We start from the raw sequence: 17,985 nt of genomic DNA, 5'->3' as shown, positions 1-17,985 counted from the left end.
GCAATATTCCCTAATTGATTTTCAGGCAGCCTGAAACATTCCGAAAGCCACTACAGCATGTTGATTCACCCCAATTTTGATCCGGTGCTGCTGCAACTGGGTCCTTTAGCCATTCGCTGGTATGCCCTCAGCTACATCGTGGGTTTTGTTCTGTTCATTTGGCTTGGACGTCGGCGCATACGCACAGGCAATACCGTTTTTACCAACGATATGCTTGATGATTTTTTAACATGGGGCATTTTGGGCGTTATCCTCGGCGGACGTTTGGGCTATGTGCTGTTTTACCAGCCTGATTTTTATTTATCAAACCCGCTTTCTATTTTGAAAGTATGGGAAGGCGGCATGTCGTTTCACGGCGGTTTCCTCGGCGTGTTGTGTGCCATGTGGTTATTTGCCCGAAAACATCATCTTCCTGTTCTTCAAGTGGCTGATTTTATTGCACCGCTCGTGCCGCTGGGCTTGGCAAGCGGCCGCATCGGTAATTTTATCAACGGTGAATTATGGGGGCGGCTTACCAGCCCCAATGCTTTTTGGGCAATGGGATTTCCGCATGCACAAGCGGAAGATGCCGCTGCGGTGGTGCGAAACCCGCAGCAATGGGCTTCTGTTTGGGAACAATTTCACTTGCTGCCGCGCCACCCGTCGCAGCTGTATCAATTTGCCTTAGAAGGCATTGCCTTATTTGTATTGCTGTGGCTGTTTTCCAAAAAACTACGCCCCGCAGGGCAAGTTGCTGCACTGTTTCTACTCGGCTACGGTTTTTTCCGCTTTATTGCCGAATTCGCCCGCGAACCGGATAACTTCTTGGGATTGCTGCGTTTTAATTTATCCATGGGACAATGGCTCAGCTTACCCATGATGATTTTGGGTGCAGTATTGTTTGTGTATTTTGGAAAACACAAAACAAATTCCAAAACTCAATAAAGAAAACAGCATGAAATTCCAAACCGACTTTTGGGTGAATCCGCGCACCTACCGCCAAGCCGCGTTTTACGTAAATTTAGTGGGCAGCCTGTTATTTACACTCAATTGGCAAGCACAAAATCCGGTGGCTTTTGTCGGTGTATTGATTTTATTTATTTCAGCATTTATTGCCATTACCGGTGTAATGCTTGGCATTAAAAAACAAGACAATACTCTTGTTATTCAATGTGTAATTCTGATGATGTGGGCAATCTTATTACCATTGATATTGTTGTCTAAGCACATCGCGTAAAACCATTATTCACAATTAAATACATTGATGAGTAACTTATTGCGACGGCTTTCAACGAATTCCCTGTATGATATTGGGTAATTTGTTTACCTCATCGTGATTGCCGTTTCGTTCACACTGCCCTCTTGATTACTTTCACCGCACCCGCCATGTACACTTTATTCCAATCCCTGCTCTTCTCCTTAGATGCCGAAAGAGCGCATCACCTCACACTTGCCGCCTTAAAACGTGCTGAAAAAATGGGTTTATTGTGCTTCAGCATACCCAAAACACCGCAAGGCAAACCGATTAAACTCATGGGTCTGGATTTGCCCAATGCGGTTGGCTTGGCGGCGGGTTTAGACAAAAACGGCGAATGTATTGATGCACTGGCAGCACTTGGCTTCAGTTTTCTGGAAGTGGGCACGGTTACACCCAAAGCGCAGGCGGGTAATCCCAAGCCGCGTTTATTCAGGCTGCCTGAAAAACAAGCCATTATCAATCGTATGGGTTTTAATAACCACGGTATTGATGCCTTAATCCGCAATATTCAAACCAGCCGCTTTCGCGGCGTATTGGGCATCAACATCGGTAAAAATGCCGCCACACCAATCGAAAATGCTGCTGCCGATTATTTGATTTGTTTGGAAAAAGCCTATCCGCATGCAAGCTACATCGCCGTGAATATTTCCTCACCCAACACCCAAAATCTGCGCAGTTTACAAAGTGAAGACGAATTACAAACACTTTTAGGCTGCCTGAAAAACCGCCAAACACAGCTGGCAAGCCAACACGGACGTTATGTGCCGCTGGCGGTTAAAATTGCACCGGATTTAGACGAAGCCCAAATTGCCGCCATCGCCGAAGTTGCCGTACAAACCGAAATCGACGGCATCATTGCCACCAACACCACCATTGATAAATCCGCATTAAGCCCGCATTCTTTAGCGCAAGAAAACGGCGGTTTATCGGGTTTACCTGTACGCGAAAAGAGCAACCGCGTTTTACGCGAACTGGCGCAGCATTTAAACGGCAAAATTCCTTTAATCGGTGTGGGTGGTATTGTCTCTGCTGCTGATGCGGCAAACAAATTGGCTTTGGGTGCGTCTGCGGTGCAGGTTTACAGCGGGCTGGTGTTTCAAGGACCCGCATTGGTTCATGACTGTATCCGTGCCTGTGCCGCCGTGGCTTCAGACTCATCTTCGGTACATACATCATGAATTTGGCTGACACTTCAAACCGCCCGCTGACCATTGCCCTGTGTGCAGGTGAAGCCTCGGGCGACGCATTGGGTGCGCATCTAATTGCCGCCATTAAAGCACACCGCCCCGATGCACAGTTTGTCGGCATCGGCGGTCCGCGCATGAAAGCCGAAGGCATGGACAGCTTCTATGATCAAGAACGGCTGGCAGTGCGCGGTTTAACCGAAGTTTTCAAGCGGCTGCCTGAAATTATGCGCATTCGCCGCGGCTTGATTCACCGTTTAACCAATATACACCCCGATGTTTTTGTGGGCATTGATGCGCCCGACTTTAATCTCGGTGTGGCGGAAAAACTGAAAGCAGCGGGAATACCGACGGTACATTATGTCAGCCCATCGGTCTGGGCTTGGCGGCGCGGGCGTGTAAAAAAAATAGTTCGCCAAACAGATGAAGTTTTGTGCCTGTTTCCCATGGAGCCGGACTTATACCGCCAAGCAGGCGGGCAAGCGCAGTTTGTCGGACACCCTTTGGCACAAACACTGCCGTTACACGCCGATAAAGCCCGTGCGCGTGAGCAGCTGCGTATCAATCAAAATATACCCGTATTTGTTTTGATGCCGGGCAGCCGCGTCAGCGAAATTGAATACATGCTGCCCCTATTCCTTCATGCCGCCCGCTTAATTTGGCAGCAGCACGAAAATGCTCGGTTTCTATTGCCGCTGGCAACCCGCGCCACTTGGCAATTGGCACAAATCATACTTCAGCAAAATGAATTTTATGATTTGCCCGTTCAACCCATTCGCGCACATGCCGATATGGCATCTACTGCCGCCGATGCGGTATTGGTCGCCAGCGGCACCGCTACGTTGGAAGTGGCATTGTGCAAATGCCCAATGGTTATCAGCTACCGTATTTCACCGCTTACCTATATGTGGGTTAAGCGTTTAATTAAAGTGCCGTATGTGGGCTTGCCCAATATTTTGCTGAATAAAGCAGTCGCACCGGAATTGCTGCAAAATGATGCCACGCCGCAAAAACTCGCTGATGCCGTGTGCCATTGGTATCAATCACCACAAGAAGTTTCTGCTTTACAAAACGATTTTTTAAAACTGCATGAGTCTTTACGCAAAGACACTGCCGCGCTGGCTGCCGAAGCGGTATTGGCACACACAAAGGCGCGGTTATGAGTTCGATACCATCGGTTTCAGTTTATGCTGTTTCGCCGCAGCACGCCGGTGTCGATGAAGCCGGGCGCGGTGCTTTGGTTGGCAGTGTGTTTGCCGCCGCTGTCATACTGCCACTTCACTTTGATTTACCGGGGTTGACTGATTCCAAAAAGCTGTCTGAAAAAAAACGCGATGATTTAACGGTGTTAATCAAACAACAAGCCACCGCTTATGCTGTGGCTTATGCTGATGTTGCGGAGATTCATCAATACAATATTTTGCATGCCGCTTTACTGGCGATGAAACGCGCTGTAAACGCCTTGCCGTTGCGCCTTGAAAAAGTGTGGATAGACGGTAACCGCATACCGCCCGATTTATCTGTGCCGGCTGAAGCAGTGGTTAAAGGCGACAGCAAAATTGCTGCTGTTTCTGCTGCTTCTGTTTTGGCAAAGACCGCGCGCGACGCCGAAATGTATGATTTGGCACAACGTTATCCGCAATATGGGTTTGATCGGCACAAGGGCTACGGCACGGCACAACATCTGGCGGCTTTGCAGCGTTATGGTGTACTGCCCCAACACCGCCAAGATTTCGCTCCTGTCAGAGCCTTGATTGCGCAAGGACGATTGTTTGAATAAATTGAAATTCGATTGAATATGCCCGCACAACACCTGAACGCTCTATCCCTAATTTTACCGAATACCCGTTTTATTACCGATAAGTCCGATATGGCGGTATTTTGTATTGACCAGCGCGCCCGCTTTCAAGCTGATGCGTGGGCAGTGCTGCAACCGTCAACCGTGTCTGATGTTCAAGCCCTCATGCGTTATTGTTTTCATGAGAATATTCCCGTTACCCCGCAAGGCGGCAATACCGGATTGTGTGGCGGTGCGACACCTCATGCACGCTTAGGCGGCAAAGGGTTTATTGTGTCGCTCAGTCGGCTGAATGCTTTGCGTGAACTGAATTTGGCAGACAATGCCATAACGGTTGAAGCCGGCATGGTGTTGGCACAAGTACAAGCCATTGCTCAAAAAGCAGAACGTTTTTTCCCTTTAAGCCTTGCCAGTGAGGGATCGTGCCAAATCGGCGGCAATATTGCCTGCAATGCGGGCGGACTGAATGTTGTGCGCTACGGCACGATGCGCGATTTGGTGCTGGGTTTGGAAACCGTATTGCCCAGCGGTGAATTGGTCAGCCATTTACAGCCTTTGCACAAAAACACCACAGGCTACGCTTGGCAACAGCAAATCACCGGCTCGGAAGGCACGCTCGGCATCATCACCGCCGCTACGCTCAAGCTATTTGCACCGCCGCGCAGTGTATTAACCGCGTGGGCAGGCATTGACAATATTCAGGCAGCCTTGTCTTTGCTTGCTGCTGTTAAAAATTATTTTGCCGAGCGGTTAAGCAGTTTTGAAATCATCAGCAATGATGCTTTGCAATTGTCTGCTGGTTACAGCCGTTTAAATCCGCCGGTTTCAGCTGTTTGGCATGTGTTAATGGAAATCAGCGATAGCTTGCCCTGTGTATCCAATCATCAAGAACAATTGTTTGAAGTCTTATCTGATGCTGATTGTTTCAATGCAGTAATCGCCCAATCGGAACAAGAACGGCAAAATTTATGGAAATTGCGAGAAAATATCTCTGCTGCCCAGCGCAATTTGGGTGCCAGTATCAAGCACGATATATCTTTGCCAATTGCCGCTGTTGCTGACTTTATTGCCGAATGCCAACCGATTATTCAGCAGGCTTATCCGCATGCCAATATCGTGGTATTCGGTCATCTGGGCGACGGCAGCCTGCACTACAACGTGTTTCTGCCCGAAGTATTAGGCAATGATGTTTATCGTTTTGAGGAACACATTAATATTTTGGTTTATGAGTGTGTATTAAAACACAGCGGCAGTATCGCCGCTGAACACGGTATCGGGCAAATCAAAAACCATTGGCTGCCGCGTGTGCGCACGGCTGAAGAGATCGCGTGGATGCGATCACAGAAACACTTTTTCGACCCCAACAACATAATGAACCCAGGTAAATTATTACCGTCTGAAACAGATGTATAACAATGTGTTTCAGGCAGCCTAATACGCACGTGCGCGGGTTTCATTTTGTTTATTCCACGGGTATAAACCCACAAGTCAAGCAAGTTTATTTATCGCCGGCGGATACTGCCGAAGCAGCATTACTCTGTGTTTTCGGCATAGATGCGGTATCGCTTTCGTTCTCCCACGCATTGGTTTCCGCTTCACGCTCAAAAGGTTTACCGTTAAGCAATAAGCGGTTGTCTTTAACTTGAATGGTGGTTTTGATGAGATTTTTATCGGAGGTGATATAGCCGTCTTGAACCAAAACACGAATGGTACTGCTCACCATTAAACGTATGGTTTCATCTAAATCAGCCTGAATGGCATCACTGTCTTCGCCGGGTGCAATGCTGATGAGGTTACGCATTTGCCCGATTGCCATTGTTTCCAAGAGTTTATCGGGAATTTGCAAGTCAAAAACGGCATCGGTTTTGCGCACGATACTGCGGGCATCGTGTAAATCCGCTGCTTCCAGACCTGTCAACGCAAGCGAGCCATGCGCAGCCACCACGCCTTGCGGCATTTGCAGATGAAACTGATTGAGTTTGAACACAGGGTTGTGGGTAAATAAACCCAAACCCTGTTCACGTGCTGCCTGAATCAGAGCAACTCGCATTTTTTCTTCAGGCATTTTTTGGGCAGACAATTCAAGCAATTTGTTTTTCAATGCCAGCAAACTTTTGGCTTGTAAATGTTCAGCAGCAGCATCAATAACGAGCGGACCGTATTCATCGCTGCCATAGCGCAATTTACCAAATTCAAAACTGCCGTTGCTGTTAATCCATTCACCGCTCTCTTGCATGTGCGTTGCAAATGACAAATCTTCAACAACAATTTTCCCGGGCGGTACACTGCCAACAGGATTGATGAACGCACCGATTTGTAATTCGCTGACCATATTTATCAATTCATTCAGACGAATATCGTAGTTCACACCATCGCCCCATTGTGCATCTAATTGCTTTAAGGATACGCGGCTATTGCCCAAAGCCAAGCCATTTTGCCCATGTTCGGTATGGGTATTGATGTCTAAACCCTGATAAGACATTTCACCGAAATCAGCAAGTGTTAATTTCAAGCCCGGTGATTGCGTGTGAATATCATAACTTTGAAAATCAGCATCATAATTTGCTTTACTTTGTAAACCCTGCCACACCAGTTTGATACCGGACAATTCCTCATAGTCAAAAGCCGGCATATTAATTTCCCATTGACCGCCGCCTGTGAGCGACAGTGTATTGCGCAGCTGTATCGGAGTTTGCTGCTCAAAAAAACGCGTGAGCGTGCGTTTTACTTCGGGCGTAAACTGAACGTCGGTATCAATGCGCGCACGCACCGGTTTCAGGCTGCCTGCAAACAATCCGTGGCGCACATTTCCTTGTAAAGTAATCGGTTCTTGCAAAATTTTTCGCACATTTTCGGGCAAACGCTGCTGAACGGTTGCCAAAAACGTGGATTTAAAACGCAGTACCGTGGTTTCGGAAGACGAGAACCAACCGCGCCGGTATTCGTGTTTTTCCACACTCAAAAAAGAAGTATTTGCCAGCAATTCATATTGCTGTTTCAGGCTTTGTTCGGCTTTAATGCCCAAATAATAAGGAATAACCAAGGCAATCATCAGCACCAATACCGCTGCCGCACCGCCGATTCCCCATTTGATTAAAGTTTTCTTGTTCATAACTCGTGCAAATAATCGCGTTTCAAAATAGCTCTAAGGATAACACCAAACACCCATTTACGCGCTGCAACAAAGCAGTTTTTTAATTGTGTTCTTACGCGTACAATAATATGCTTATAAATTTTTAACGGATTATTTGTTATGAGCCGCAATATACGCACCCGTTTCGCACCCAGTCCCACCGGTTATCTGCACATTGGCGGCGTGCGCACTGCTTTGTTTTCATGGGCATTTTCCAAAAAAAATCAAGGCAAATTTATTTTGCGAATTGAAGACACCGATTTGGATCGTTCCACGCCCGAATCGGTACAGGCAATTTTGGACGGTATGCACTGGGTGGGTTTAGACTACGATGAAGGCCCTTTTTACCAAACTCAACGATTCGACCGCTACGCAGCCATGATCCAAGAATTATTGGTAGCAGGACACGCTTATTACGATTACACCACCAAAGAAGAATTGGAAGCCATGCGCGCCCAAGCAGAGGCAAAAGGCGAGCATTTTTGGTATGACCGCCGCTGGCGTCCCGAAGCCGGCAAAACCCTGCCCTGCATTCCCGAAGGCATTCCGCCTGTGGTGCGCTTTAAAATGCCTTTAGACGGCATCACTGCATGGGACGACTTGGTTAAAGGGCATATTGAAATCAGCAACCATGAATTAGACGATTTAATCATCGCCCGCGCCGACGGCAGCCCCACTTATAATTTCTGCGTTGTGGTCGATGATTTTGACATGAACATCACCCACGTGATTCGCGGCGATGATCACGTCAATAACACACCAAAGCAAATCAATATCTTAAAAGCCATGAAAGCCGCTTTACCTCAATACGCGCATCTGCCGATGATTTTGAATGAAAGCGGTGCAAAAATGAGTAAACGGCGCGATGCCGTCAGCGTAGTGGATTATGATCGCCAAGGCATTTTGCCCGAAGCCTTGCTCAATTACTTGGCACGCTTGGGCTGGGGACACGGCGACGATGAATTTTTCAGCATGGCACAATTTATTGATTGGTTTGATTTGGCAGATGTCAGCCCGTCTGCCAGCCGTTTTAATCATGAAAAACTGCTGTGGCTCAACGCACAGCACATCAAAAACACCGCTGATGACGTGCTCTCAGTAATGGTGCGCCCGCGTTTACACGTGCGCGGCATCGAAGAACAGGAACAACCCGCTTTGGCAAACATCATCAAGCTGGTGAAAGAACGGGTGCAAGATTTAAACCAACTTGCCGATGAATGCGCCTATTTCTATGCCAAAGCCACACCAACGGCAGAAGAAACCGCCAAACATTGGGACAATGACGCACCGCCGCGTATGCTGCGTTTTGCCGAACGCTTGGAAGCCCTGAACAACTGGACAGCAGAAGACATTCATGCTTTATTTAAACCATTTTGTGATGATGAAGGCATTAAAATGGGCAAACTTGGCATGCCTCTTCGTTTGGCCGTATGCGGAACGAGCAAAACTCCGTCAATTGACGCCGTTTTGGCTCTGATTGGGCGTGAAGAAGTATTGCGGCGAATCCGCGAGTAACGGCTGCGCCTTATTATAAGGCTGCCTGAAAAACGGGTTTCAGGCAGCCGTTAAAATAAGTTACGCTATTTTTGGTAAAGCAATTTTTTGACAGCATCATCTATTTTTCCCGATGCCATTATTGAATATGAACACATGAATCACACTGAAGAACAAAACACCGATGCGGTTTGGGTCAGCAAAACCCAAAAGAAAAAGGAAATGGACGCACTGCAAGACTTGGGTGTTGCCTTAACCAAACTTGCACCCGATACACTCAAAAAAATCGGGCTGCCTGAAGACTTGCTGCAAGCCGTGCTGGCACACAAAAAAATTACTTCCAACAGCGCATTAAAACGGCAAACCCAATACATTGGCCGCTTAATGCGTGAAATTGATCCTGCGCCCATTGAAGCCTATTTGGCAAAACTCAAAGGAGAAAATAATGCCCACAATGCCTATATGCAGCGGCTGGAAATGCTGCGTGAGCGGCTGATTGACAACGATGATGCACTCACCGATTTAATCGGCAAACACCCTCACATTGATATTGCCGCCTTGCGTGTATTGATACGCAACGCCCGCAAAGAGCGCGAACAGCAAAAACCACCCAAAGCATTCCGCGCCCTGTTTCAGCAACTGCGCCAAGAAATCAACGAAACCGATGCCGTCTGACTGCCCGCACAAAGCCTTATTAAACACACTGCCACGCTACCAAAGCCCTGCATGGCTTTGCGGCGCACATGCGCAAACCATTTGGGCAAAAGCCGTTGCCGAACCCATACCTCCTTATCGGCGCAGCCTTCATGCAGACAGTACAGGGCTTACCCAAACGGCTTACGACCACATTGACAGCAGCAACCAAACTGCACCGCTGGTGGTTTTATTTCATGGTTTGGAAGGCAGCAGCCGCAGCCATTATGCCCGCGCACTGATGAACACCGTTGCCAAATACGGCTGGCAGGGCTGCGTGGCGCATTTCCGCGGCTGCGGCGGCGTTCCCAACACCGCACCTGTGGCTTATCATTGCGGCGACAGCAACGAAATTGCCCATATACTTCGCACGGTTCATGATTTGTATCCGCAAAGATCTTTATTTGCTGTCGGCGTGTCTTTGGGCGGCAACGCCTTGGCAAAATATCTGGCGGAAAACGGTGAAAATGCCTTATGCTGTGCCGCTGCCGTGGTCAGTGCACCCATAGATTTACCGGCAGGCAGCATCGCTTTGGAACGCGGCTTAAACCGCCGCATCTATGCACCCTATTTCCTCAAAACGCTGCTGCCCAAAGTGCAGGCGGAAATCGGCTCTTATCCTGATGTTGATTTGGCTGCCGTCTTAAAAAGCTGTTCACTCGGTGATTTTGACGACACATTCACCGCTCCGGTACATGGTTTTGCCAATAAATACGACTACTACCGCCGAAGTGCCGCCAAACCTTTATTACCGGAAATTAAAACACCCACCCTGCTGATTAACGCAAAAAACGATCCTTTCCTGCCGGCTGAAGCCTTGCCGAGCAAACACGATGTTTCTGCCGCCGTTTATTTATTGCAGCCCAAACACGGCGGTCATGCCGGTTTTGTCAGCGGCAGCGGGCGCGGACACATACGCTGGCTGCCTGAAACCGTGCTTCGTTTTTTTAAATATCAACTCTAAACCTGATTAAGGATATGGTTATGGACAATTTTTTATCTCAAATTATCACCACCAAAACCCAAGAAGTACTGGCTGCCGCCGCAAAAGAACCCTTGGCGGATATTCGTGCCAAAGCACAAGATCGTCCTCCTGCCCGTGATTTTATCGGTGCCATTCAAAGCAAACACCAAAACCGCCAAATAGCCGTAATTGCCGAAGTGAAAAAAGCCAGCCCGTCCAAAGGCATTATTCGTGAAGATTTTCACCCTGTTTCCATCGCCCAAGCCTATGAGCGCGGCGGCGCGGCATGTTTGTCGGTATTAACCGATGAAAAATATTTTCAAGGTGATGCGTTGTATCTGTACCAAGCACGCCGTGCCACCAAATTGCCTGTTTTACGCAAAGATTTTATGATAGACCCCTATCAAATCTACCAAGCCCGTACATGGGATGCCGATGCTGTATTGCTGATTGCCGCCATATTAGAGCGTGAACAACTCTTGGAAATGGAAAGCATTGCCCATGAATTGGGCATGGCAGTGTTGCTGGAACTGCACCACGAAAGCGAATTGGAAAAATGCAGGGGCATGAAAACACCGCTGTGGGGCATCAACAACCGCGATTTAACCACGTTTAAAGTCAATTTAAAAACCTCTTTACGCATGATGAGCAAACCGGAATTACAAGGAAAAACGGTGGTTACCGAGAGCGGCATCACCTCTGTTGATGATATTCGCATGATGAGAAATCAAGGCATACACACCTTTTTAATTGGTGAAACCTTAATGCGTGCCGACAATATCGAAGCCGAATTATCGAATTTACTGCACGTTTAAAACAACAATCTGCTTTTCAGGCAGCCAATAAACATGCTACCTGAAAACCACAATACACAAAAGGATTGACAACATGGCAGTGGTGATCAAAACCCCGGAAGAAATCGAACAAATGCGCATTGCCGGCCGTTTGGCGGCAGAAGCACTCGACTACATCGGTACATTCATCAAACCCGGCGTAAGCACCAATGAATTGGACAAACGGATACACGACTACCACATCAACGTGCAAGGCGGTGTTCCCGCCACATTGGGCTACGGCAATCCGCCTTTCCCAAAATCTTGCTGCACCTCCATCAACCACGTGATTTGCCACGGTATTCCTGATGACAAACCATTGAAGAACGGCGATATTTTAAACATAGACATCACTATTCTCAAAAATGGTTTTCACGGCGACTCCAGCCGCATGTTTACTGTCGGCGAAGTCAGCCCGCAAGCCAAACGGCTGATTAAAATTACCCACGACGCCATGATGGCGGGCATTGAAGCGGTTAAACCCGGCGCAACACTCGGCGACATCGGCTATGCCTGTCAAACAGTCGCAGAAAACGCAGGCTATTCTGTGGTGCAAGAATTTTGCGGACACGGTGTCGGCAGAGATTTTCATGAAGAGCCGCAAGTCTTGCATTACGGCAGACGCAACAGCGGCATCAAACTGGAACCCGGCATGATTTTCACCATTGAGCCAATGATTAACCAAGGCAAACGCCATTTGCGTATCCTTGCCGATGGCTGGACAGTGGTTACCAAAGACCGCTCTCTTTCAGCGCAATGGGAACACGAAGTTTTGGTAACCGACACAGGTTATGAAATCCTCACCATCAGCCCTGCCACCGGTAAACCATAAATATTTTTCAGGTCAATATATCAATATATAAGGCAGCCTAACCACACACATTCAAGGACAATAATAATATGACTCACCGCCATTTTGATTACCTCGTTATCGGCGGCGGCAGCGGCGGCATTGCCTCCGTGAACCGCGCCGCTTCCTACGGCAAAAAATGCGCCTTAATCGAAGCCAAAGCACTGGGCGGCACCTGCGTGAACGTCGGCTGCGTGCCGAAAAAAGTGATGTGGTACGGTGCGCAAATTGCCGAAGCCATTCACCTGTACGCATCTGACTACGGCTTTGACGTAACACTCAAACACTTTGATTTCGCCAAACTGGTAAAAAACCGCCAAGCCTATATCCAACGCATTCATGAATCATACCAACGCGTTTTAAAAGGCAATAATGTAGAAGTGATTAACGGTTTTGCCCGCTTTGTGAACCGCAACACCGTTGAAGTTAACGGAGAAACCATCAGTGCCGACCATATTTTAATCGCCACCGGCTGCCGCCCAAGTATTCCCGACATTCCCGGCGCATCGCTCGGCATCAATTCCGACGGCGTATTTGCACTGCAACAATTGCCGAACAGCATTACCATTGCCGGCGCAGGCTATGTGGCAGTGGAATTGGCGGGCGTGTTCCAACAATTGGGTGTTCACGTGAATTTATTGGTGCGCGGCGAACGCATTTTACGCAGTTTCGATACCCTGCTTACAGATACCCTGCTTGAATCCATGCAAACCGCCGGTATCCATGTAAAACGGCACATTGACGTTACCGCCGCAGAACGCAATCACAGCGGCGGCATAACCTTAAATCTCAGTGATAACAGCACCCTTGACACCGATATTTTGATTTGGGCAATTGGAAGAGAACCCGTTACCGACCAATTGAATTTAGCCGCCGCCGATGTAAGTACCGATGAACGCGGCTATATTCAGGTTGATGCTTTTCAAAACACTGCCGCCCCGCAAATTTACGCCGTGGGCGACAACACTGGTGCAATTGCATTAACACCGGTTGCGGTGGCGGCGGGGCGGCGTTTGGCAGAGCGTTTATTCAACAACAAACCAAACGAACACATGGATTACACCCTGATTCCAACCGTGGTTTTCAGCCACCCGCCGATCGGTACGGTTGGGCTGTCTGAAACCGAAGCACGCACGCAATACGGCGATGCGGCAATCAAAGTCTATACATCATCATTCACCTCAATGTACACCGCCGTTACCCAACACCGCCAACCATGCCGCATGAAACTGGTGTGCGTCGGCAGCGAAGAAAAAATTGTGGGTTTGCACGGCATCGGCTATGGTGTGGACGAAATGATTCAGGGCTTTGCGGTGGCAATCAAAATGGGCGCAACCAAGCGTGATTTTGACAACACCGTTGCCATACACCCAACCGGCTCAGAAGAATTTGTTACCATGCGCTGAGCATGAATAATTTTATTTCTTTCTATTTTCAAGGCAATAAATAAAGGCTGCCTGAAGTTTTCAGGCAGCCTCAGAAAACAGAAAAACCACAATTGATTATTATTACCGCATTACTTTGGTCGTCATCATTTTGAACCATTGCGCAGCTGCATATTACGCCTTGATTGTATAAGCAAAAATTTTTCCTTGTCTTATGTCTTAATCCATAAGCAAGCATCTGCTCACACGATGTTTTTAATTGTAACGTCAATAAAACTGAAAAATTATCTTAATCAAGCGGGCGTGATGCCGATTTTCTTTGCCGCAGCACCTTGGCGGCGTATTTTTTAAACACTATTTTGATTTAAATTGAAGCGTTGCGGTGGTGTTTTTGCTATGATGCCGCCCACAAAAAATATTATTTTTCTGGAACAGATTATGGTTTCTGCCGGTCCGCAGTCATTGCGCCTTACTCGTGTCAATTATGCTTTCGCCGCCTTGCTTATCGGTATGGTGGCTTACTTTATTTTTTGGGGATTAAACTACACCAACCATCAATCACCCGTGTTGTTTGTCTTGGCAACGCTGTTTGGTGTGTTTATGGCGTTTAATATCGGCGGCAACGATGTTGCCAATTCATTCGGCACCAGCGTGGGTGCGGGTACGCTCACCGTGCCGCAGGCTTTGGGTGTGGCGGCAGTGTTTGAAGTGTCGGGTGCGGTGATTGCCGGCGGAGAGGTTACCAAAACCATTCGGCAAGGCATTGTGGATTTGTCGGCATTGCCTATGGAGCCGACACAATTCATTTTTCTGATGATGTCTGCCTTGCTTGCCGCCGCTTTGTGGCTCTTGTTTGCCACAAAAAAAGGATTGCCGGTATCCACCACCCACGCCATTATCGGCGGTATTATCGGCAGCAGCCTGTGTTTGGGCTTTTTACTAACCGACGGACCAGGTGCTTTATCTTTGGTGAAATGGTCGAAAATCGGTGAAATTGCCATTTCGTGGGTGCTGTCGCCGCTACTTGGCGGCGCGATGGCGTACTTATTGTTCGGACAAATCAAAAAGCATGTTTTGGACTACAACGATAAAGTTGAAATACAGCTCAAACAAATTAAACGCGATAAAAAAGCCTTTAAAGAACAGCATAAAAACCGTTTTGAGCAATTAAATGAATCCGATAAAATTTCTGCCGCATCTGCCATGGCGCGAGATGCGCAGATTTATTCCGAACCGGATTACCAAAACGAGGAGTTGGAATCGGAATATTATCGCGGGCTGGCTGAAATTGAGCAGCGCAAAAACGAAATTGATACCTACAAATCACTGCATCATTGGGTACCGTTGATTTCTGCCATTGGCGGGATGATGATTGCCGCCATGCTGATGTTCAAAGGTTTGTCCAATCTGCATTTGGAATTATCGGTTTTGCATACCTGCTTAATTATCGGTATGCTGGGGGCATTGATTTGGCTGGCAACTTTTATTTATGCCAAAACCTTAAAACGTAAAGACTTGAACAAATCTACCTTTCTGATGTTCAGTTGGATGCAGGTGTTTTCCGCTTCCGGCTTTGCATTCAGCCACGGCGCAAATGACATTGCCAATGCAATCGGTCCGTTTGCCGCAATCATGGACGTGATTAAAACCGGCAATATCGGCACGCAATCCCCTATCCCCACGGTGGTAATGCTCACTTTTGGCATTGCCCTGATCGTTGGCTTGTGGTTTATCGGCAAAGAAGTGATTCAAACCATCGGTACAAATCTGGCAGAAATGCACCCTTCTTCCGGTTTCACTGCTGAATTATCTGCTGCATCAGTAGTGATGCTGGCTTCACTTATGGGTCTGCCCGTATCCAGCACCCATATTTTAGTGGGTTCAGTCTTGGGCATCGGCTTAGTGAATCGCAATGCCAATTGGCAATTGATGAAACCGATTGGTTTGGCGTGGATTGTTACCTTGCCCTCGGCGGCAATTTTATCGGCATTGGTATTTTTTGGTTTGCGTGCTGTCTTTTAAAGCACCGATAAACTCGCTCTTAGTGTATGTTTTATCAAAAAAAATCACTGACATAAACGGCGCAAAAACCCATTGTTTACAATTTAATTATTGAATAATGGATTACTGCGCCGCTGCATTTTTCAGGTAGCCTGATTTGTATTGTTATGAAAGTAATCCCGTCTTTTATCGCCCTTGCACCCACTTTTTATTATAATCAATCATCTTATAGTTTCTTTTGGAAAGCACCTGTTGCGTCATGCTGAAAAAATGGTTACACAAAGTTTTGCCGAAACGTTCAGCCAAACACGCTGCACACAAACAAGTATTGCCTTTGTCTGAACATCATATCCACGCTGATACCATTAGCTTTGCCGCTGAAAAAGTGATTAGCCGCTTACAGCAAGCGGGTTTTCAGGCTTTTGTGGTGGGCGGTGCGGTGCGCGATTTGTTGCTGGGAATTGAGCCGAAAGATTTTGATGTCGCTACCGATGCCACACCCGAAGAAGTACACAAACTGTTTCGCCGAAGCCGTATTATCGGGCGGCGTTTTCCGATTGTGCATGTTATGGTGGGTTCGGAAACCATTGAAGTAACCACTTTCCGCGGCGGCAATATCCACAGCCACAACGAGCTCGGTCGCATTATGAAAGACGCGAGCTTCGGCACAATGGCGCAAGATGCGGCACGGCGCGACTTCACCTGCAACGCTTTGTATTACGACCCCACGCATCAAGTTGTGCTGGACTACCATCATGGTGTTGCCGATGTTCGCGCCAAACGTTTGGTGATGATTGGCAAACCCGAAGCGCGTTATTTGGAAGACCCTGTGCGTATGTTGCGTGCGGCGCGGTTATCGGGCAAATTGGGATTTGAAGTCGATGCTGACACCGCTGCACCGATTGCACAATGCGCCGCGTTGCTGCAACGTGAACCGATAGCACGGTTGTTTGACGAAATCATGAAAATTATTTTTTCAGGCAGCGCACAAGCCTGCTTGGAACAAATCAATCGGCTCGGTTTGGGCGGCAAAGCGCACCCGCTGCTTGATGCTCTATTGACGGCAGCAGACGACAATAACAACATAGCATCTCTGGCTTTACACAATACTGACCGCCGGCTTCGCGCAGATCAATCGGTATCGGTGGGATTTGTGCTGGCAGCGGTTTTCTGGCCGCAGCTGTATTCATCGTGGCAAGAAAAACAACAACAAACAAAAGCCGCACCCGCCCTGAACGAAGCCATCAGCATGATGCGCGAGCGCATGGACAAAGGCTGGGGCATTCCGCAGCGATTCAGTGCCACCATGCGTGAAATTTGGTTGCTGCAACCGCAATTTGAATATCGGCGCGGCGCACGTCCTTTTCGTTTATTAACACAGCCGCGCTTTCGTGCCGCTTTTGATTTTTTGGTGCTGCGTTCCCAAGCGGATGAAATTGATGCGGAGATTGTTGACTGGTGGCAGCGTTTTCAGCACGCTGACGACACCGAGCGAGAAACCATGATTCAGGCAGCCCAAGCAACCGAAGCAGACGCTCCCAAGAAAAAACGGCGGCGTAAACCCAAAAAGAAACCGGCTGATGCAACGAGTGAATCATGAATCAACCCGTTTGGCACACTGCAATAATCGCTTTGGGCAGTAATCTAGACCACCCAAAACAACACATTCAGGCAGCAGTTACCGCTTTATCGGCATTGGTGCACAGCCGTTTGCTTCGCGTTTCCTCCCTTTATCAAACAAAACCGGTGGGCTATCTGAATCAGCCTGATTTTATTAATGCTGCTGCTTTGCTGCACACCCAATTATCGGCACATGAATTATTGGCACAATTACACCAAATCGAAAACCGTTTCGGACGGGTGCGTACCTTTCGCAACGCGCCGCGCACATTGGATTTGGATATGATTGACTACGACGGGCAATGCAACGATGACTCTGATTTAACCTTACCACACCCGCGTGCGCATGAACGCGCTTTTGTTATGCTGCCTTTGGCGGAAATTGCCCCCGACCATGTTTTACCCAAACGAGGACGTGCCGATGAATTGGCTCATGCACTGAGTCAAAATTTATCGGAAAATGAAATTATCAGGCTGCCTGAGAAATTGTATGGGACATGACAACCAAACAAGGCATTAAAATGTCTAAAAAGGAGTCATGGCAATGGTTTGCAAGTACCAAAAAAGTTCGTCACTTTCTGATGCAAAAATGCGGCAAATTATCAAGTGTTTTTCGCTTGATTTAACTGCCTCTCAAACCGCAAAATTAACCGGAATCAGTCGTCAGTCAATCAATCGAATATACACAAAGATTAGGTTGCGAATTTTTACGTATTGTTTGCAAAATACGCCTTTCAACGGGGAATTGGAAGCCGATGAAAGTTACTTCGGTGCCAAGCGGGTGCGCGGTAAG

16 protein-coding genes and 1 pseudogene are annotated in these 17,985 nt (G+C 47.9%); 16 read left to right on the top strand and 1 reads right to left on the bottom strand.

Annotated features, from left to right (window positions below; genetic code table 11):
* The first annotated feature begins 57 nt into the window (after positions 1–57).
* The 6 genes from lgt to Q384_RS02375 all read left to right on the top strand — a co-directional run bounded on the left by lgt (position 58) and on the right by Q384_RS02375 (position 5,632).
* Entirely contained in the window at positions 58–924 is an 867-nt protein-coding gene (gene lgt / locus Q384_RS02400; RefSeq protein WP_037585750.1) for a prolipoprotein diacylglyceryl transferase, read from the top strand.
* A gap of 10 nt (positions 925–934) precedes the next feature.
* Entirely contained in the window at positions 935–1,216 is a 282-nt protein-coding gene (locus Q384_RS02395) for a hypothetical protein (protein WP_037585749.1), read from the top strand.
* A gap of 149 nt (positions 1,217–1,365) precedes the next feature.
* Positions 1,366–2,415, top strand: a complete 1,050-nt coding sequence (locus Q384_RS02390; protein ID WP_037585748.1) for a quinone-dependent dihydroorotate dehydrogenase — start codon at positions 1,366–1,368, stop codon at positions 2,413–2,415.
* Entirely contained in the window at positions 2,412–3,584 is a 1,173-nt protein-coding gene (gene lpxB, locus Q384_RS02385; RefSeq protein WP_037585747.1) for a lipid-A-disaccharide synthase, read from the top strand. Before Q384_RS02390 ends, lpxB begins: the two co-directional genes overlap by 4 nt.
* Positions 3,581–4,201: a ribonuclease HII gene (rnhB, locus tag Q384_RS02380; RefSeq protein ID WP_037585746.1), complete on the top strand. Its 621-nt coding sequence runs from the start codon at positions 3,581–3,583 to the stop codon at positions 4,199–4,201. Before lpxB ends, rnhB begins: the two co-directional genes overlap by 4 nt.
* A 90-nt stretch (positions 4,202–4,291) precedes the next feature.
* Positions 4,292–5,632, top strand: a complete 1,341-nt coding sequence (locus Q384_RS02375) for an FAD-binding oxidoreductase (protein ID WP_051940323.1) — start codon at positions 4,292–4,294, stop codon at positions 5,630–5,632.
* An 85-nt stretch (positions 5,633–5,717) separates the two neighbouring features.
* Here Q384_RS02375 and Q384_RS02370 read toward each other — a convergent pair whose 3' ends face one another.
* Entirely contained in the window at positions 5,718–7,331 is a 1,614-nt protein-coding gene (locus Q384_RS02370; protein ID WP_051940314.1) for a YdgA family protein, read from the bottom strand.
* Between the two features lie 141 nt (positions 7,332–7,472).
* Here Q384_RS02370 and gltX point away from each other — a divergent pair, with 141 nt between their 5' ends.
* From gltX to Q384_RS13735, 10 genes and pseudogenes are all read left to right on the top strand, one after another.
* Positions 7,473–8,867: a glutamate--tRNA ligase gene (gene gltX, locus Q384_RS02365; protein ID WP_037585744.1), complete on the top strand. Its 1,395-nt coding sequence runs from the start codon at positions 7,473–7,475 to the stop codon at positions 8,865–8,867.
* Positions 8,868–9,002: 135 nt separating this feature from the next.
* Complete coding sequence (gene yjgA / locus Q384_RS02360; protein ID WP_037585779.1) at positions 9,003–9,521, top strand: ribosome biogenesis factor YjgA; 519 nt, start codon at positions 9,003–9,005, stop codon at positions 9,519–9,521.
* Positions 9,511–10,503: a YheT family hydrolase gene (locus tag Q384_RS02355; RefSeq protein WP_051940313.1), complete on the top strand. Its 993-nt coding sequence runs from the start codon at positions 9,511–9,513 to the stop codon at positions 10,501–10,503. Before yjgA ends, Q384_RS02355 begins: the two co-directional genes overlap by 11 nt.
* Before the next feature lie 20 nt (positions 10,504–10,523).
* Positions 10,524–11,318, top strand: coding sequence for an indole-3-glycerol phosphate synthase TrpC (gene trpC, locus Q384_RS02350; protein WP_037585743.1), 795 nt, complete (start codon positions 10,524–10,526; stop codon positions 11,316–11,318).
* 73 nt (positions 11,319–11,391) lie between these two features.
* Positions 11,392–12,168, top strand: a complete 777-nt coding sequence (map, locus tag Q384_RS02345) for a type I methionyl aminopeptidase (RefSeq protein ID WP_037585742.1) — start codon at positions 11,392–11,394, stop codon at positions 12,166–12,168.
* 68 nt (positions 12,169–12,236) lie between these two features.
* On the top strand, positions 12,237–13,592 hold the full coding sequence (gene gorA / locus Q384_RS02340) for a glutathione-disulfide reductase (protein WP_037585741.1): 1,356 nt from the start codon (positions 12,237–12,239) through the stop codon (positions 13,590–13,592).
* 417 nt (positions 13,593–14,009) lie between these two features.
* Positions 14,010–15,593 (top strand): inorganic phosphate transporter, encoded by a 1,584-nt coding sequence (locus Q384_RS02335; RefSeq protein ID WP_051940321.1) that lies wholly within the window; start codon positions 14,010–14,012, stop codon positions 15,591–15,593.
* 238 nt (positions 15,594–15,831) lie between these two features.
* Positions 15,832–17,172 carry a polynucleotide adenylyltransferase PcnB gene (gene pcnB, locus Q384_RS02330; RefSeq protein ID WP_037585740.1) on the top strand — a complete coding sequence of 447 codons (1,341 nt, stop codon included), beginning with the start codon at positions 15,832–15,834 and terminating at the stop codon, positions 17,170–17,172.
* A complete protein-coding gene (gene folK / locus Q384_RS02325; RefSeq protein ID WP_037585739.1) occupies positions 17,169–17,693 on the top strand; it encodes a 2-amino-4-hydroxy-6-hydroxymethyldihydropteridine diphosphokinase in 525 nt (174 codons plus the stop codon). The genes pcnB and folK overlap by 4 nt, the downstream gene beginning before the upstream one ends.
* 37 nt (positions 17,694–17,730) lie before the next feature.
* Positions 17,731–17,985, top strand: a pseudogene (locus Q384_RS13735) (IS1595 family transposase); the annotation flags it as partial.

The sequence above is a fragment of the Stenoxybacter acetivorans DSM 19021 genome (assembly GCF_000745895.1).
Classification (GTDB): Bacteria; Pseudomonadota; Gammaproteobacteria; order Burkholderiales; family Neisseriaceae; genus Stenoxybacter; species Stenoxybacter acetivorans.
The sequence above is the reverse complement of the archived record's forward strand: the minus strand, read 5'-3'. Positions and strand labels throughout refer to the sequence as shown.

Excerpts from the sequence above, each read along its gene's own strand:
- Q384_RS02390 (WP_037585748.1), top strand. The coding sequence starts at position 1,366 with ATGTACACTTTATTCCAATCCCTGCTCTTCTCCTTAGATGCCGAAAGA.
- gorA (WP_037585741.1), top strand. The coding sequence starts at position 12,237 with ATGACTCACCGCCATTTTGATTACCTCGTTATCGGCGGCGGCAGCGGC.
- Q384_RS02355 (WP_051940313.1), top strand. The coding sequence starts at position 9,511 with ATGCCGTCTGACTGCCCGCACAAAGCCTTATTAAACACACTGCCACGC.
- trpC (WP_037585743.1), top strand. The coding sequence starts at position 10,524 with ATGGACAATTTTTTATCTCAAATTATCACCACCAAAACCCAAGAAGTA.
- folK (WP_037585739.1), top strand. The coding sequence starts at position 17,169 with ATGAATCAACCCGTTTGGCACACTGCAATAATCGCTTTGGGCAGTAAT.
- gltX (WP_037585744.1), top strand. The coding sequence starts at position 7,473 with ATGAGCCGCAATATACGCACCCGTTTCGCACCCAGTCCCACCGGTTAT.
- Q384_RS02335 (WP_051940321.1), top strand. The coding sequence starts at position 14,010 with ATGGTTTCTGCCGGTCCGCAGTCATTGCGCCTTACTCGTGTCAATTAT.
- Q384_RS02370 (WP_051940314.1), bottom strand. The coding sequence starts at position 7,331 with ATGAACAAGAAAACTTTAATCAAATGGGGAATCGGCGGTGCGGCAGCG.
- map (WP_037585742.1), top strand. The coding sequence starts at position 11,392 with ATGGCAGTGGTGATCAAAACCCCGGAAGAAATCGAACAAATGCGCATT.
- Q384_RS02395 (WP_037585749.1), top strand. The coding sequence starts at position 935 with ATGAAATTCCAAACCGACTTTTGGGTGAATCCGCGCACCTACCGCCAA.
- lgt (WP_037585750.1), top strand. The coding sequence starts at position 58 with ATGTTGATTCACCCCAATTTTGATCCGGTGCTGCTGCAACTGGGTCCT.
- lpxB (WP_037585747.1), top strand. The coding sequence starts at position 2,412 with ATGAATTTGGCTGACACTTCAAACCGCCCGCTGACCATTGCCCTGTGT.
- rnhB (WP_037585746.1), top strand. The coding sequence starts at position 3,581 with ATGAGTTCGATACCATCGGTTTCAGTTTATGCTGTTTCGCCGCAGCAC.
- yjgA (WP_037585779.1), top strand. The coding sequence starts at position 9,003 with ATGAATCACACTGAAGAACAAAACACCGATGCGGTTTGGGTCAGCAAA.
- Q384_RS02375 (WP_051940323.1), top strand. The coding sequence starts at position 4,292 with ATGGCGGTATTTTGTATTGACCAGCGCGCCCGCTTTCAAGCTGATGCG.
- pcnB (WP_037585740.1), top strand. The coding sequence starts at position 15,832 with ATGCTGAAAAAATGGTTACACAAAGTTTTGCCGAAACGTTCAGCCAAA.